A 14,735-nucleotide genomic window follows, 5' to 3' on the forward strand; every position below is an offset into this window, starting at 1 on the left:
GGGGGCATGACCAACGCAGACCGTGCGGAGCTCAGGGCCGCCGCCGATGCCGTACTCGCACGACTCGTCAGTGACCCTTCGGGCTCCGCACGCCTGCGCGAGGACCAGTGGCGGGCGATCGAGGCGCTCGTTGCCGACAAGCGCCGGGCCCTGGTCGTCCAGCGCACCGGCTGGGGCAAGTCCGCCGTCTACTTCGTCGCCACGTCGCTGCTGAGGGCGGCCGGGAGCGGACCCACCGTGATCGTCTCACCGCTGCTGGCGCTCATGCGCAACCAGGTCGAGGCAGCGGCCCGGGCAGGCATCCGGGCCCGCACGATCAATTCCTCCAACACGGAGGAGTGGGAGTCCGTCCAGGCCGAGATCGCGGCGGGAGAGGTGGACGTGCTGCTGGTGAGTCCTGAGCGGCTGAACAATCCGGACTTCCGCGACCAGGTCCTGCCCCGGCTCGCGGCGGCGACCGGTCTGCTGGTGGTGGACGAGGCGCACTGCATCTCCGACTGGGGCCACGACTTCCGGCCGGACTACCGTCGGCTGCGCACCATGCTCGCGGACCTGCCGACAGGCGTTCCGGTGCTCGCGACGACCGCCACGGCCAATGCCCGGGTGACGGCGGATGTCGCCGAGCAGCTGGGCACCGGTGCGGGCACCGACGCTCTGGTGCTGCGAGGCCCCCTGGACCGGGAGAGCCTCAGCCTGAGCGTGCTGCAGCTTCCCGACGCCGCCCACCGTCTCGGCTGGCTCGCCGATCACCTCGGTGAGCTGCCAGGCTCCGGGATCATCTACACGCTGACGGTGGCCGCGGCCGAGGAAGTGACGGCATATCTGCGCCAGTGCGGTCACACCGTGGCCTCCTACACCGGCCGCACGGAGAACGCCGATCGCCAGCAGGCCGAGGACGACCTCCTCTCCAACCGCGTGAAGGCGCTCGTCGCGACGTCGGCGCTGGGGATGGGCTTCGACAAGCCCGACCTCGGATTCGTCGTGCACCTGGGTTCCCCCTCCTCCCCCATCGCCTACTACCAGCAGGTGGGCCGGGCAGGCCGCGGGGTGGAGCACGCGGAAGTGCTGCTGCTGCCCGGCAAGGAGGACGAGGCGATCTGGCAGTACTTCGCCTCGGTCGCGTTCCCGCCCGAGGAACTGGTGCGGCGCACGCTGGATGTCCTCGCCCGGGCCGACCGGCCGCTCTCGCTGCCCGCGCTGGAACCGTTGGTCGAGCTCCGGCGCACGCGGCTGGAGACCATGCTGAAGGTGCTGGACGTGGACGGTGCCGTGCGCCGGGTCAAGGGCGGCTGGACGACGACCGGTCAGCCGTGGACCTACGATGCGGAGCGGTACGCCTGGGTGGCCCGGCAGCGCGAGGCCGAGCAGCAGGCGATGCGGGACTACGTCCGCTCCACCGGCTGCCGGATGGAGTTCCTGAGGACGACGCTGGACGACGAGGAAGCCTCGCGGTGCGGCCGCTGCGACAACTGCTCCGGCGCGCGGTTCAGCGACAAGGTGTCCGCGGGCGCGCTGGACGCGGCACGTGGGGAACTGGGCCGGCCCGGCGTGGACCTGGAGCCGCGGAAGATGTGGCCCACGGGTCTGCCGGCCGTGGGTGTGAACCTCAAGGGCCGTATCCCCGAAAGCGAACAGGCCTTCACGGGACGGGCGCTCGGGCGCCTGTCGGACATCGGCTGGGGCAATCGCCTGCGTCCCATGCTCTCGCCCCAGGCGCCGGACTCTCCGGTCCCCGACGACATGGTCGGCGCGGTGGTCACCGTGCTCGCCGACTGGGCCAAGGGCCCGGGCGGCTGGGCTTCCGGTGCCGACGACGCTCCTGCGCGGCCGGCGGGGGTCGTGACCATCGCCTCCCGTTCACGGCCCGGGCTGATCGGCTCGCTCGGCAGCCGCATCGCCGAGGTCGGGCGGATGCCCCTGCTCGGTTCCGTCGAGTACGCGCCGGAAGCTCTGGATTCGCGCTTCTCCCGTACGAACAGCGCCCAGCGGGTCCGCGCCCTGCATGAGGCGTTCGTGGTGCCACCGGAGCTGGCACAGGCCGTGTCAGGCGTCGACGGCCCCGTGCTGCTGATCGACGACTTCTCGGACAGCGGCTGGACACTGGCGGTGGCCACCCGGCTGCTGCGCCGCGCGGGAGCAAAGGGCGTGTTTCCACTGGTCCTTGCCGTTCAGTCCTGACGAGGACGGGGCGGGCGCGCGTGGAAGTCAGGAAGAAGGGAAGGATATGAGCCTCATACCCGCCGATTCCCGTCGGTCACGCCAAATTGCTCGTTGCCGCATCCTCACGCGCCAGGAAGAATTGAACTGCTCCCCGCGCAGGCCTGTTCGGCTCTGAGGGCCCTGTCGCGGTGCGCCCTCACCCGACCCTGCCCGCACTGTGGGCGCGTATGCGAAGGGAGGACTGTGACCTTCGGATTCGCTTCGTCCGCAGCCACCTCGATCACCGCTTCGGCCAACTCGGCCAGTCGCCTCGCCCGACTGCTGGAGCCCGCCGAGTGGGCGGCGGCAGGAATCCCACTGCTGCGCAATCCGCGCGAGGTGGTCAGTGGGTTGCATGCCCGGCACCGCCCGGCGCCGGCGACCGCTGTCGTCGCCGTGCTCGATCACGAGGAGCGGCTGGCCGCGAGCGCCTCGTTCTCCCGGTGTTCGTTTCCGGTGGACGGCTGGGAGTTCCGCAATGCGCTGCTCGCCCATCTGCGTCGCGTCATCCCGCACGACCTGCGCCGCCGCACACCGGTGCGCACCGCAGTCCTGCTCTACTGCCGTGAGGGCGACGAGCGTTGGACGGAGGAGGACGGGGCCTGGATGTGGGGGCTGCGTGACGCCTGCACGCTGCACGGGCTGCGCTGCGGCGCGTACATCACTCTGACGCGTGGCGGCTGGCAGGTGCTGGGTGAAGGGCGCGGTGGCCGACAGCCCCACTCGACGTCGGCGCCGGGCTCTCTGGCCGATGCCGGGGTCGAGGCCGAGCCCGCTGCGCTGCGCACGGCCGGCGGAGCAGTGGACGCGCTGCGGCGCACCGCTGCTCGCTGACCGGGTCATCCACCGGCTGCCCGTGGTCAGGGCAGCCGGGTCACGACCGGACCTTCGGTCCGCGACCGCTGAGCGGTGTCAAACGCCTGCGCCGAGGGCGCTGTTGATCCTCTTCGGGTCACCGCACACGATCAGGAGTGCGGAGGCCTTGGTCATGGCCGCGGGCAGCGCTCGGGCCGCCGAGTCGTCGCCCCCGTTCACCGCGACGACCACGACGGGGCGGGCGGATGCCCGTTCCACCGAGGCCGCGGCCGCGTAGAACACGTCGTCACGGGCATCGTGCTGTGCCCAGTAGGCGGGCTCGCCGAAGGAAAGCTCGTGAGCCGCCCACGGATGCAGGTCGCCGGTGGTGAGGACCAGGATGTCGCCGGGCGCGCGGCCGGAGTCGAGCAGCAGGTCGACCGCCTCGCCGGCGGCGTCCAGCGCGCCGTCCGCCGGAGCGGGGATCAGCTGGATCTGCGGCCCGGAACGATTCTCCTTCCGGGGCGGCTGGGGCTTCCCCGCGGCCGCCGACGGGCGCTGGGCAGGGGGCGCGGGCCTGGCCGGACCAGGTCCCGGGTGTCCGGGACGCGGCGAGGCCGCGGAACGCGGACCGGGTACGGGACGAGGGGTCGGCGTGGGACGGCCTGCGGCCGCTGCCACGCGGGGACCCTGGGCGCTCTCGTGAATCTGAGGCTCCTCGGGGATGAGAGGCATGGGTGGATGTCTATCAAATGCCCGTGCCGACAGCATCGGCGGGTGGGCACAAAAGTGCGACCCGGCTGTTGGCAGGGCGGGGTCAGAAGTCGAAGCCGAGCTGGCCCCCGTCTTCCAGTGCGGCCGCCTCCGGGGAGAGGCGGACCTTCTTGAGGTGCCGCCACTTGGGCAGCGCGTCCAGGTAGGCCCAGGAGAGCCGGTGATAGGGGGTGGGCCCCAGGTCCCTCAGAGCCGCCTTGTGCACGGGTGAGGGATATCCGGCGTTCTCGGCGAAGCCGAAAACGGCGAACTCCTCCTGCAGGTCAGCCATCATGGCGTCCCTGCGTACCTTGGCTATCACCGATGCCGCGGCCACGGAAACGCACGACTGATCGCCTTTGATCACCGTCCGCACCCGCCAGGGCACTCCGAGGTAGTCGTGCTTGCCGTCGAGGATGACGGCGTCGGGGCGCACCGGCAGACCGTCGAGAGCCCGGACCGCGGCGAGCCGCAGGGCAGCGGTCATTCCGAGGTCGTCGATCTCCTCCGGCGAGGCATGACCGAGAGCGTGGGCCGTGACCCAGGACTCCAACTCGCCCGCCAGCTCCGTACGGCGCTTCGGGGTGATGAGCTTGGAGTCGGTGAGCCCGGCGGGCGGTCTGCGCAGTCCGGTGATCGCCGCACAGACGGTCACCGGCCCTGCCCATGCCCCACGGCCGACCTCGTCGATGCCTGCGACGATCTTGGCGCCTGTGGTCGCCCGGATCGAGCGCTCGACTGAGTGAGTAGGTGGTTCGTACGGCATGGCGCCAGCAAGCGTACGCCGCCGGGCGGGCCCTGCGACACCCGGATTCCCGTCGGAGTCCTCGCACCGTCGGTCAGCGGGTGTCCGGCCTCAATAGCGGCACCATGACCTGGTCGATCATCTGGGCGATGTCCTCGTCCGGCCATTCGCTTCCGCACACTTTCGAGCGGTACATCAGCAAGCCGGGGATGACGTCGAACACCAGGTCACACGTGGCGTCGGCTCGCACGTCGCCCCGGGCGACCCCGCGGCGGACCACCTCCCGGAACAGGCGGTTGGACGGTTCGACGACGCGGTTCACGATCACTCCGTGGAAGCGTTCGGCGGAGGCGGTGTCGCACTCGTGAAGCACTGATCGCAGCGCGATGCCCGAGCGGGAGAACATGGCGTCCCGTACTCGGCGGCAGAGCTGGTAGAGGTCCTCGCGAATGCCGCCGTGGTCGGCGGCCTCGTCCAGCGTCGGCAGCCCCGCTTCCAGCGCGTCCGCGACCAGATCCTCCTTCGACGGCCAACGGCGGTAGACGGCAGCCTTGCCGGTCTGGGCGCCGGCGGCGACGCCTTCCATCGTGAGCCCGCCCCAGCCGACCGTGCTGAGCTGCTCCAGCGCGGCTTCCAGGATCGCTCGTTCCAGTACGAGCCCTCGCCGGCGCAGGGGGACCTTTGGGACCTGCGCACCAGGGGAGCAGCGCGAAGTGGCCATCGTTTTCTCTCCGTTGGGGACTGGAGGCCTAGTGAACGCTTGCGTTCACTGACGGGGATTCTCTACGGTTGACGGCAAAGTGAACGGCTTCGTTCACTAACTCATGTGTGGGGGACTAGACGTGACAACCTCTCAGTTGACGGCTCCAGACAAACCCGGAGCGGCCCGGCGGCAGGGTCGCCCAGGGATCGCTCTCGCGGTGATCGCGGCTCTCCAGCTCATGGTGGTCCTCGACACCACGATTGTGAACATCGCGCTCCCGCACATCCAAGGAGCGCTCGAGTTCACCACGACCCAGCTCTCATGGGTGGTGAACGCCTACACGCTCACCTTCGGCGGTCTGCTGCTGCTCGGCGGCAGGGCGGGTGACATCCTCGGCCGGCGCCGTGTCTTCGTGTCCGGCGTACTCCTGTTCACCGTCGCCTCGCTGCTCTGCGGAATCGCCCAGGAGCCGTGGCAGATGCTGGCCGCACGCGCCCTCCAGGGTGTGGGCGGCGCCATCGCCTCCCCCACCGCGCTCGCCCTCATCACCACCACCTTCCGGGAAGGCCCGGAACGCAACCGCGCGTTCGGAATTTTCGCGGCCGTGTCGGCCAGCGGCGCCGCCATAGGCCTGCTGGCGGGCGGCATGCTCACCGAGTGGCTCGACTGGCGCTGGGTGTTCTACGTGAACCTGCCCATCGGTGTCCTGATCGCGCTCCTCGCTCCGGTCTTCATCAATGAGTCCGAACGCCATTCCGGCCGGTTCGACGTCTCCGGCGCGCTCACCTCGACGGTGGGCATGGCGTCGCTGGTCTACGGCTTCATCAGGGCGTCCGAGGACGGATGGCGCGACGAGCTGACCCTGGGCGCGTTCGGCGTGGCCGCCGTCCTGCTCACCTCGTTCGTCCTGATCGAGCGCAGGGCCAAGGAGCCGATCACGCCCCTGCGCATGTTCGCCGACCGCAATCGCTCGGGCACCTACCTGATCATGATGAGCCTCTCGGCTGCCATGTTCGGGATGTTCTTCTTCATCGTGCTCTTCGTCCAGAACGTGCTCGGATACAGCCCCATCACCTCCGGGCTGGCCTTCCTGCCGGTCACCGTGATGATCGTGACCGCCGCCGGGATCTCCTCCAAGCTGCTGCCCGTCCTCGGACCCAAGCCGTTCCTGGTCGGCGGCGCCGTCCTCACCGGCGGCGGCATGGCGTGGCTGACCGCGATGAGCCCGGACACGTCCTACCTCGGAGGGATCCTGGGTCCGATGCTGCTGTTCGGCTTCGGCATGGGTCTCGTCTTCGTCACCGCGACGCTGACGGCCGTGTCGGGCGTGGCGCAGCACGAGTCGGGCGCTGCCTCGAGTCTGCTCAACGCGACACAGATGGTCGGCGGCTCCCTCGGGTTGTCGATCCTCATGACCGTCTTCGGGACCTCCGGCCGGGCCGAAGGCGAGCGGCAGCTCCCCTCATTCCTCGCCGAGTCGACTCCCGCCCAGAAGGAGGCGTTCGCCACGACGCGGGAGCTTCCGCCGCCGTGGGGGCACCAGGTGCTCGCCGAGGGGATATCCACCGCCTTCTGGGCCGGGGTGGGCCTGGTCGGGCTCGCGGTCCTGGCCGCCGTCGCCGTCATCCGGGTCCGCAAGAGCGACCTCGAGGCGCTGAGCGGCGCGGCCGGCCCCGGCGCACACGCGGGCTAGCCCGCCACCCAACCGGTCCTGGTCGCCGGGTACGGGCCGTGTCGGACGGCCGGTACCGACAGGTGCGACCGGGACCGGTCAGCCCGGCCCTTCCGGCAGCCAGTCCGGGAGCGCTTCCGTCCGCTCCAGCCAGTGCGCGGGGGGCCGGCCCCCCTTGCCCGCCGCGACCACTCCGCAGGCGATCGCGCAGGTGGTGTCGACGTCCCCGCCGACCTGGGCCGTCGTCCAGAAGGCCCGCTCGAAGTCCCCGAGGGACCTGGCGGCGGACCAGAGCGCGAACGGCACGGTGTCATGGGCGCTGGTACGCCGGCCACTGCCGAGCACGGCGGCCACGGTGCCTGCGTCGTCGTAGTCGAGCATGTCCCGCGCCCGTCGCAGCCCCGCCCCGACAGCACTGCGGGGGACCAGAGCGATCACCCCGTCCAGAAGCTCCGCCGGCTCCGGCGGTCCGCCGGGATCAGCGGCCAGCGCGGCTGCTGCCGCCACCGCCATGGCGCCGACGACCGCCTCGCGGTGCTGGTGCGTGGTGTAGGAGGAGATCTCGGCCTGATGGGTCGCCTGCTCGGGATCGTCCGCGTACCAGGCTCCGAGCGGAGCGATCCTCATCGCCGAGCCGTTGCCCCATGATCCCTGGCCCTTGAAGAGAGCGGCGGCGAGTTCCCGCCAGTCTCCCCCCTCCCTGATCAGCCGGAGCATCCGGTTGACGGCCGGGCCGTAACCGCGGTCGAAGTCATGGTGTTCCGCGAACGAGCGGGCCAGTGCGTCCTGGTCCACGCGATGGTGCTCGACGAGCACCGCCAGCACGGAGCAGGCCATCTCGGTGTCGTCGGTCCACTGCCAGTCGGCGGGCGGCAGCTCGCGCCGCTTCAGCAGGGGATAGTTGGAAGGAACGAAGAACTGGGAGCCCAGGGCGTCTCCCACGGACAGTCCGCGCAGGCTGTCCAGGGCGCGTGCGAAGCGCCGGTCGCGAGAGGAGTCAGCGGTCATCTTCCTGCCACTCTAACCGGTGACGCCGTACGGCTCCGGGGTTCGCCAGCGCTCGAACGGGCGGTCCAGCGCGTAGCGCCCGTCCTCGCACAGCTGCAGTATCCGGGTCTCCCCGTTGCCCGGATTGGCGAGTGACTCGAATTCCGCCACCGACCAGTGGAACCAGCGCATACAGAACAGCCGCATGGTCAGTCCGTGGGTGACCAGCAGGACGTTGGGCGGATGGTCGGGCGCCTCGAAGCTGCGGTGCAGGCTCTCCAGGAACGCCCCGACACGGTCGTACACGTCGGCTCCGGACTCGCCTTGCGCGAAGCGGTAGAAGAAGTGGCCGTACGCGTCGCGGTAGGCCTTCTGCAGTCGGACGTCGTCCCTGTCCTGCCAGTTGCCCCAGTCCTGCTCCCTGAGCCTCGGCTCCTCCCGGACCCGCACAAGCTCCGGATCGAGCCCGAACGCCTGAAAGGTCTCGTGGGTCCGGCGGTAGGGAGACACGTAGACGCTGACCCGCTCGCGACCGAAGAGGTCACGAAGCCGCGCCCCGGTCTCCTCCGCCTGTGTCCGCCCGAGCTCCGTGAGGTGGAGCGCGTGATCGGGCTCGCGCTCGTAGACCGTGTCGTCGGCGTTGCCCACCGATTCCCCGTGCCGGACAAGGACGATGCGTCGCGGTCGTGCCATGGGACGACCCTAGGCCCGCCTGTCGGCGGCCGAGGAGCCGGCCCGAGTCCAGCCGGCACATCCGCCCGCCGATACGCCGCCGCAGCTGCCGGACGTGCCGGGCCTTGCCGGGACCGAAGCAGCGGGACACCATCATCCACTTGACGCAACCCTTGTCGCATTACGCATGCGTGTGCCACGATGGAGACCACTAACGCAACTGGAGTGGCAATTGAACGACGAGACACCGGCCCCGGGCACCCAGCGCCCCGGTGGCCGCACCGCCCGCACCCGAGCAGCCGTCCGGGATGCCGTCCTGACCGGCCTCGGCGAGCACGGTTATCCGGGGCTCACTGTCGAATACGTCGCCGAGCACGCGGGAGTGCACAAGACAACGCTCTACCGCCGGTGGGGAGGCGTCGACGGGCTGGTGGCCGATGCGCTCGACCTCGCCGGGGAGGACAGGTGGACCCCGCCCGACACCGGCACTCTGGAAGGAGATCTCCATTCACTGGCCCGGGAGGTCGCCGAATCCTTCGACGACCCGGCGGCGGTTGCGGCGCCTGCCGCGTTCATCGCGGCGGCCTTCCGGTCCCGGCGCGCGGCCGATGCTCTGCACGCTTTCTGCAGGGAGCGATTCAGACGGTCGGCCGTTGTCGTCGAGAGAGCGGTCGCCCGGGGCGAGGCACCCGCGGACACCGATGCGGGCGACGTCGTGCGCGCCGTGTCCGCACCGTTGTTCTTCCGGCTCTTCATCACCCGCGAGCCGGTCGACCGGGCTCTCGCCGACCGGTCGGCCGCAGCGGCGATCGCGGCTCTTCGCGCCGGTGTCTTCTCGGCACGCCGATCGGCGTCGGCATCCGCCGAAGCACCGGGAGACGCGAGAGCCTGATCAGACGGTCCAGGACCGCTCCAGGTCCACGACGTCCCCGGCCAGTGCGGAGACATCCGCCTCGGTCTGCGCGCGCAGGAGCAGCCGCTCGATGCGCTCCCTGCGGTACTTGCCGTGCTCCGCAGCGGCCAACCACATGGACAGCACCAAGAACTCGTTCCCCGGCGCCTCGCCGAACAGCCCCCGCACCATCCCCGGCGACCCGGCCATCGCCGGATTCCACACCTTCTCCTGCATGAGCGAGAAGTGCTCGACCCGCTCCTCGCGGACACGGCAGTGCGCGACCCGCACCACGTCCGCGTCCGTGAAGCGCGGCTCGAAGCCCGTCTTCACGTCGAAGCGGTAGTCGAAGAGCTTGGCCTGGATGTCCTTGTACGTGCCCGACTGCCCGGCCGCCAGCCGGTCGTGGGACCGCGCCATGAACGAGTCGTAGAAGGGGCGGCTCTCCCAGAAGGCGAACACGTGGGCAACGTCGGGCCGTATCCGGCTCCAACCGCCGCCCTGCCCCCGGAATCCCGGCTCACCCAGCAGCCCCGCCCATTTCCGCTGCCCCCGCTCGAACCCTCGACGGTCCACCACGGTGCAGCGAATCCACTTGACCAGCACCGCGCCATCGTACGGCCCGGACCATGAGGCCGTTCCCCGTCGACAGGAGTGCATCCACCGGTGCGACAGTGCGCTGGTCATGCCCCGGTCGTCATATTCCGTACCGTCCGCCCGCAGCGCCCCGGCACAATGATCACCATGACGGCGCTGCACACCAACCCGCTCTTCGCCCGACTCGCATCAGCGGAGCGCGTTCTCGTCGCGGGCGCCGGCGGTGGTTTCGACGTCTACGCGGGGCTGCCGATCGCTCTGTCCCTCATCCACCAGGGCAAGACGGTCCACCTGGCCAACCTCACGTTCAGCGCCGTGGAAGGTCTGCCCCTGGACGCCTGGCTCGCGCCCGACGTCGCCGAGATCACTCCGGAGTCCGCACCGCACCAGACGTACTTCCCCGAGCGGACCCTCGCCCAGTGGCTGGCCCTGCACGGCTATCGGTGCACCGTGCACGCGTTCGCCCGCGTCGGCGTGCAGCCGCTCCGCGCGGCGTACCGGGCGCTCATCGAGCGGTACGAGATCGATGCCGTGGTCCTCGTCGACGGCGGCACCGACATCCTGATGCGCGGCGACGAGTCCGGGCTGGGGACGCCGGAGGAGGATCTGACGAGCGTGGCCGCTCTCGCCGGCATCAACGGTCCCGAACGCCTCGTCGTCTCCGTCGGCTTCGGGGTCGACGCGTACCACGGCGTGAGCCACGGCCTCGTCCTGGAGAACATCGCGGCCCTGGAGAGCGACGGCGCGTACCTGGGCGCGTTCTCGGTACCGCGGGCGACGCGGGAAGGCGCACTCTTCCTCGACGCCGTCGCCCATGCGCAGGAGCACACGCCCGACCACCCGAGCATCGTGAACGGCTCCATAGCCGCCGCCGTCCGGGGCTCCTTCGGGGACGTCCAGTTCACCTCGCGGACCCGCGGCAGCGAGCTGTTCGTCAATCCTCTGATGTCCCTGTGCTTCGTCTTCGAGCTGGCAGGACTGGCTCGCCGCTGCCTGTACCTCGACCGCATCGAGAACACCCATCTGATCCGTCAGGTGAGCAGCGTCATCGAGAAGTTCCGCGAGGAGCTCGTACGGCAACGGCCGCCTCGCCGCGTCCCCCACTGAGCGACTACGGTCAACACCGGCAGCAGCAAAGGACGTTACGGGGAGGGAGAGATCCGGGTGAGCAACCTCAGCAAGGGGGTCCGGAAGGCCGAGGTGGCACTCAAGTGGGATCCGAGTCCGATGGGCGAGCCGTCCCACGACCTCGACCTGGTGGCCGCGACCTATCGGGCCGATGCCGCAGGCGAGCCGGCGTACGTCGTCCATTTCGACAGCAGGTCACCGGACGGGACGATCATCCTGACCAGGGACAGCAAGACGGGCCAGGGATTCGGCGCCGACGAGGTGATGACGCTGGAGTTCGACCGGCTGGCGCCGGTGTACGAGCGTGTCGTCGTGGGGGTCGTCATCCAGCAGCGCGCCGGCCGGAAGGTGTTCGGCGACGTCGCCAACACGCTGGTACGGGTCCTGGAAGGCCATGAGGAGCTGGCGACGTGCGACTTCGCGGCGGTCGCGCAGTCCACGGCGGCCGTCGTCTGCGAGTTCACCCGCGATGCGGCCGGGCACTGGAAGTTCCACGACTCGGTGCGCGGCTTCGACACGGACCCGCAGTCCTTCATCGGCCTCATGAGCGGCTGAAACGGGGCCGCCGCCCGATCCCGGGCCGGCCACGCGCAGACTGGGGCGGGGAGACCTTGGGAGGTCTCCCCGCCCTCAGCGGACCGGCCGATGCGTTGCGGGTCGTGTCACACGGGCCGCGTCACGGCGCGTGCCGCGTCAGCTGCAGCCGCTGGTGGAGCCGCAGCCCTCGCAGATGTAGCAGGAGCCCGCCCGCTGCATCTTCGTTCCGCACGAGAAGCAGAGCGGTGCGTCGGCGCTGATGCCGAGCTGCATCTCGACCAGCTCGGCCGACGTGTGCGCCTGCTTCAGAGCCGGAACCTCCGCCTTGGGGGCGGCAACCGCCTTCAGTTCCTGCTGACGCGGAGCGGACTGCGCGAGCCCTTCGACGTCGACCTCGTCGTCGGCCGGCTCGTAGGAGCCCGTCTCCAGGTGACGCTGGCGCTCCTCCGCCGAGTGGATGCCGAGCGCCGAGCGCGTCTCGAAGGGCAGGAAGTCCAGCGCCAGGCGGCGGAAGATGTAGTCGACGATCGACTGCGCCATCCGCACATCCGGGTCGTCCGTCATGCCGGCCGGCTCGAAGCGCATGTTGGTGAACTTCGAGACGTACGTCTCCAGCGGAACGCCGTACTGCAGACCCACCGACACGGCGATCGAGAAGGCGTCCATCATGCCCGCGAGGGTGGAACCCTGCTTCGACATCTTCAGGAAGACCTCGCCGAGACCGTCGTCCGGGTAGGAATTGGCGGTCATGTAGCCCTCGGCTCCGCCGACCGTGAACGAGGTGGTGATCCCCGGGCGGCCCTTGGGGAGGCGCTTGCGGACCGGGCGGTACTCGACGACCTTCTCGACCGCGGCGCGGATCGTCTCCTCGGCCTTCTCGGCGACCTCGGCCTTCTCCTTCTCCTTCTTCTTGGCGGAGAGGGGCTGGCCGACCTTGCAGTTGTCGCGGTAGATCGCGAGCGCCTTGACGCCCATCTTCCACGCCTCGAAGTAGATCTCCTCGACCTCCTCGACGGTCGCCGACTCCGGCATGTTGACCGTCTTGGAGAGCGCGCCGGAGATCCACGGCTGGATGGCAGCCATCATGCGGACGTGCCCCATCGCGGAGATCGAGCGCTCGCCCATGGCGCAGTCGAAGACCTCGTAGTGCTCGGTCTTCAGACCGGGCGCGTCGATCACGTTGCCGTGCTCGGCGATGTGGGCGACGATCGCCTCGATCTGCTCCGGCTGGTAGCCGAGGCGGCGCAGCGCCTGCGGCACGGTGCCGTTGACGATCTGCATCGAGCCGCCGCCGACCAGCTTCTTGAACTTGACCAGCGCCAGGTCCGGCTCGAGGCCGGTCGTGTCGCAGGACATCGCGAGACCGATGGTGCCGGTCGGAGCGATCACGGACGCCTGGGAGTTGCGGAAGCCGTTCTTCTCGCCGAGACGGATCACGTCCTGCCAGGCCTCGGTGGCCGCGGCCCAGATCGGCGTGTCGAGGTCGTCCATGCGGACGGCCTTGGCGTTGGCGTCGGCGTGCTGCTTCATGACGCGCTTGTGCGGCTCGGCGTTGCGGGCGTAGCCGTCGTAGGGGCCGACGACCGCGGCGAGTTCGGCGGAGCGCCTGTAGGACGTGCCGGTCATCAGGGAGGTGACGGCCCCGGCGAGGGCTCGGCCGCCGTCCGAGTCGTACGCGTGGCCGGTCGCCATGAGCAGGGCGCCGAGGTTGGCGTACCCGATGCCGAGCTGGCGGAAGGCGCGGGTGTTCTCACCGATCTTCTGCGTCGGGAAGTCCGCGAAGCAGATCGAGATGTCCATCGCGGTGATGACCAGCTCGACGACCTTGGAGAAGCGCTCGACGTCGAAGGACTGCCGGCCCTCGCCGTCGTCCTTGAGGAACTTCATGAGGTTCAGCGAGGCGAGGTTGCACGAGGTGTTGTCCAGGTGCATGTACTCGCTGCACGGGTTCGAGCCGTTGATGCGGCCGGACTCGGGGCAGGTGTGCCAGTGGTTGATCGTGTCGTCGTACTGGATGCCCGGGTCGGCGCAGGCCCAGGCGGCCTCGGCCATCTTGCGGAAGAGCGCCTTGGCGTCGACCTCCTCGATGACCTCACCTGTCATCCGGGCGCGCAGGCCGAACCTGCCGCCGGACTCCACGGCCCTCATGAACTCGTCGTTCACGCGCACCGAGTTGTTGGCGTTCTGGTACTGGACCGACGTGATGTCGTCGCCGCCCAGGTCCATGTCGAAGCCCGCGTCACGCAGCGCGCGGATCTTCTCCTCTTCCTTGACCTTGGTCTCGATGAAGTTCTCGATGTCGGGGTGGTCGACGTCGAGGATGACCATCTTGGCGGCGCGGCGGGTGGCGCCACCGGACTTGATCGTTCCGGCGGAGGCGTCAGCACCGCGCATGAAGGAGACCGGGCCGGAGGCGTTGCCGCCGGAGGAGAGCAGTTCCTTGGAGGAGCGGATGCGGGAGAGGTTCAGGCCGGCACCGGAGCCGCCCTTGAAGATCATGCCCTCTTCCTTGTACCAGTCGAGGATCGACTCCATAGAGTCGTCGACGGACAGGATGAAGCAGGCCGAGACCTGCTGCGGCTGGGGCGTGCCGACGTTGAACCACACCGGCGAGTTGAAGCTGAAGATCTGGTGCAGCAGGGCGTACGCGAGCTCGTGCTCGAAGATCTCCGCGTCGGCGGGCGAGGCGAAGTAGCTGTAGTCCTCGCCGGCCTTGCGGTACGTCTTCACGATCCGGTCGATGAGCTGCTTGAGACCGGTCTCGCGCTGGGGAGTGCCGACCGCCCCGCGGAAGTACTTGCTGGTGACGATGTTGACCGCGTTCACCGACCAGAAGTCGGGGAACTCGACGCCACGCTGCTCGAAGTTCACCGAGCCGTCACGCCAGTTGGTCATGACGACGTCACGGCGCTCCCAGACCACCTCGTCGTACGGGTGCACGCCGGGGGTGGTGTGGATCCGCTCGATACGCAGCCCCTTGCTCGCCTTGGCTCCCTTGGTGCGGGACCCTCGTGCCGGGCCGCTCGTCGTCTCGGTCATGCCGCCTCCCATATAT

General features: G+C 69.7%; 13 protein-coding genes. 6 read left to right on the forward strand and 7 right to left on the reverse strand.

What is annotated here, in order from left to right; translation table 11 throughout:
• Nucleotides 1–6: 6 nt before the first annotated feature.
• Entirely contained in the window at nt 7–2,178 is a 2,172-nt protein-coding gene (locus AB0K02_RS11510; RefSeq protein WP_365992154.1) for a RecQ family ATP-dependent DNA helicase, read from the forward strand.
• Nucleotides 2,179–2,403: 225 nt separating this feature from the next.
• Nucleotides 2,404–3,033: a hypothetical protein gene (locus AB0K02_RS11515; protein ID WP_365992155.1), complete on the forward strand. Its 630-nt coding sequence runs from the start codon at nt 2,404–2,406 to the stop codon at nt 3,031–3,033.
• Between the two features lie 78 nt (nt 3,034–3,111).
• On the opposite strand, the gene AB0K02_RS11520 is transcribed toward AB0K02_RS11515, so the two are convergent.
• The 3 genes from AB0K02_RS11520 to AB0K02_RS11530 all read right to left on the reverse strand — a co-directional run bounded on the left by AB0K02_RS11520 (nt 3,112) and on the right by AB0K02_RS11530 (nt 5,213).
• Nucleotides 3,112–3,729: a hypothetical protein gene (locus AB0K02_RS11520; protein ID WP_365992156.1), complete on the reverse strand. Its 618-nt coding sequence runs from the start codon at nt 3,727–3,729 to the stop codon at nt 3,112–3,114.
• A gap of 82 nt (nt 3,730–3,811) precedes the next feature.
• Nucleotides 3,812–4,513: a ribonuclease HII gene (locus AB0K02_RS11525; protein WP_365992157.1), complete on the reverse strand. Its 702-nt coding sequence runs from the start codon at nt 4,511–4,513 to the stop codon at nt 3,812–3,814.
• A gap of 73 nt (nt 4,514–4,586) precedes the next feature.
• Nucleotides 4,587–5,213, reverse strand: coding sequence for a TetR/AcrR family transcriptional regulator (locus tag AB0K02_RS11530; RefSeq protein ID WP_365992158.1), 627 nt, complete (start codon nt 5,211–5,213; stop codon nt 4,587–4,589).
• Between the two features lie 121 nt (nt 5,214–5,334).
• Between AB0K02_RS11530 and AB0K02_RS11535 the strand changes: the two genes are divergently transcribed.
• Nucleotides 5,335–6,888 carry an MFS transporter gene (locus tag AB0K02_RS11535; RefSeq protein ID WP_365992159.1) on the forward strand — a complete coding sequence of 518 codons (1,554 nt, stop codon included), beginning with the start codon at nt 5,335–5,337 and terminating at the stop codon, nt 6,886–6,888.
• 78 nt (nt 6,889–6,966) lie between these two features.
• Here the strand turns inward: AB0K02_RS11535 and AB0K02_RS11540 are convergent, their stop codons facing one another.
• Both AB0K02_RS11540 and AB0K02_RS11545 read right to left on the reverse strand, forming a co-directional pair.
• Complete coding sequence (locus tag AB0K02_RS11540; RefSeq protein ID WP_365992160.1) at nt 6,967–7,875, reverse strand: ADP-ribosylglycohydrolase family protein; 909 nt, start codon at nt 7,873–7,875, stop codon at nt 6,967–6,969.
• A 12-nt stretch (nt 7,876–7,887) separates the two neighbouring features.
• Nucleotides 7,888–8,547, reverse strand: coding sequence for a histidine phosphatase family protein (locus AB0K02_RS11545; RefSeq protein WP_365992161.1), 660 nt, complete (start codon nt 8,545–8,547; stop codon nt 7,888–7,890).
• Nucleotides 8,548–8,713: 166 nt separating this feature from the next.
• Between AB0K02_RS11545 and AB0K02_RS11550 the strand changes: the two genes are divergently transcribed.
• On the forward strand, nt 8,714–9,418 hold the full coding sequence (locus tag AB0K02_RS11550) for a TetR/AcrR family transcriptional regulator (protein ID WP_365992162.1): 705 nt from the start codon (nt 8,714–8,716) through the stop codon (nt 9,416–9,418).
• Here AB0K02_RS11550 and AB0K02_RS11555 read toward each other — a convergent pair whose 3' ends face one another.
• Entirely contained in the window at nt 9,419–10,024 is a 606-nt protein-coding gene (locus tag AB0K02_RS11555; protein WP_365992163.1) for a YdbC family protein, read from the reverse strand.
• 138 nt (nt 10,025–10,162) lie between these two features.
• Between AB0K02_RS11555 and AB0K02_RS11560 the strand changes: the two genes are divergently transcribed.
• Both AB0K02_RS11560 and AB0K02_RS11565 read left to right on the forward strand, forming a co-directional pair.
• On the forward strand, nt 10,163–11,122 hold the full coding sequence (locus AB0K02_RS11560) for a DUF1152 domain-containing protein (protein ID WP_365992164.1): 960 nt from the start codon (nt 10,163–10,165) through the stop codon (nt 11,120–11,122).
• A 57-nt stretch (nt 11,123–11,179) separates the two neighbouring features.
• Entirely contained in the window at nt 11,180–11,698 is a 519-nt protein-coding gene (locus AB0K02_RS11565) for a TerD family protein (protein WP_365992165.1), read from the forward strand.
• A gap of 138 nt (nt 11,699–11,836) precedes the next feature.
• On the opposite strand, the gene AB0K02_RS11570 is transcribed toward AB0K02_RS11565, so the two are convergent.
• On the reverse strand, nt 11,837–14,719 hold the full coding sequence (locus tag AB0K02_RS11570; protein WP_365992166.1) for a vitamin B12-dependent ribonucleotide reductase: 2,883 nt from the start codon (nt 14,717–14,719) through the stop codon (nt 11,837–11,839).
• Nucleotides 14,720–14,735 lie beyond the last annotated feature (16 nt).

The organism is Streptomyces sp. NPDC049597 (assembly GCF_040675505.1).
Taxonomy (GTDB): domain Bacteria; phylum Actinomycetota; class Actinomycetes; order Streptomycetales; family Streptomycetaceae; genus Streptomyces.

Excerpts from the sequence above, each read along its gene's own strand:
- AB0K02_RS11520 (WP_365992156.1), bottom strand. The coding sequence starts at position 3,729 with ATGCCTCTCATCCCCGAGGAGCCTCAGATTCACGAGAGCGCCCAGGGT.
- AB0K02_RS11530 (WP_365992158.1), bottom strand. The coding sequence starts at position 5,213 with ATGGCCACTTCGCGCTGCTCCCCTGGTGCGCAGGTCCCAAAGGTCCCC.
- AB0K02_RS11525 (WP_365992157.1), bottom strand. The coding sequence starts at position 4,513 with ATGCCGTACGAACCACCTACTCACTCAGTCGAGCGCTCGATCCGGGCG.
- AB0K02_RS11570 (WP_365992166.1), bottom strand. The coding sequence starts at position 14,719 with ATGACCGAGACGACGAGCGGCCCGGCACGAGGGTCCCGCACCAAGGGA.
- AB0K02_RS11560 (WP_365992164.1), top strand. The coding sequence starts at position 10,163 with ATGACGGCGCTGCACACCAACCCGCTCTTCGCCCGACTCGCATCAGCG.
- AB0K02_RS11540 (WP_365992160.1), bottom strand. The coding sequence starts at position 7,875 with ATGACCGCTGACTCCTCTCGCGACCGGCGCTTCGCACGCGCCCTGGAC.
- AB0K02_RS11545 (WP_365992161.1), bottom strand. The coding sequence starts at position 8,547 with ATGGCACGACCGCGACGCATCGTCCTTGTCCGGCACGGGGAATCGGTG.
- AB0K02_RS11510 (WP_365992154.1), top strand. The coding sequence starts at position 7 with ATGACCAACGCAGACCGTGCGGAGCTCAGGGCCGCCGCCGATGCCGTA.
- AB0K02_RS11550 (WP_365992162.1), top strand. The coding sequence starts at position 8,714 with ATGCGTGTGCCACGATGGAGACCACTAACGCAACTGGAGTGGCAATTG.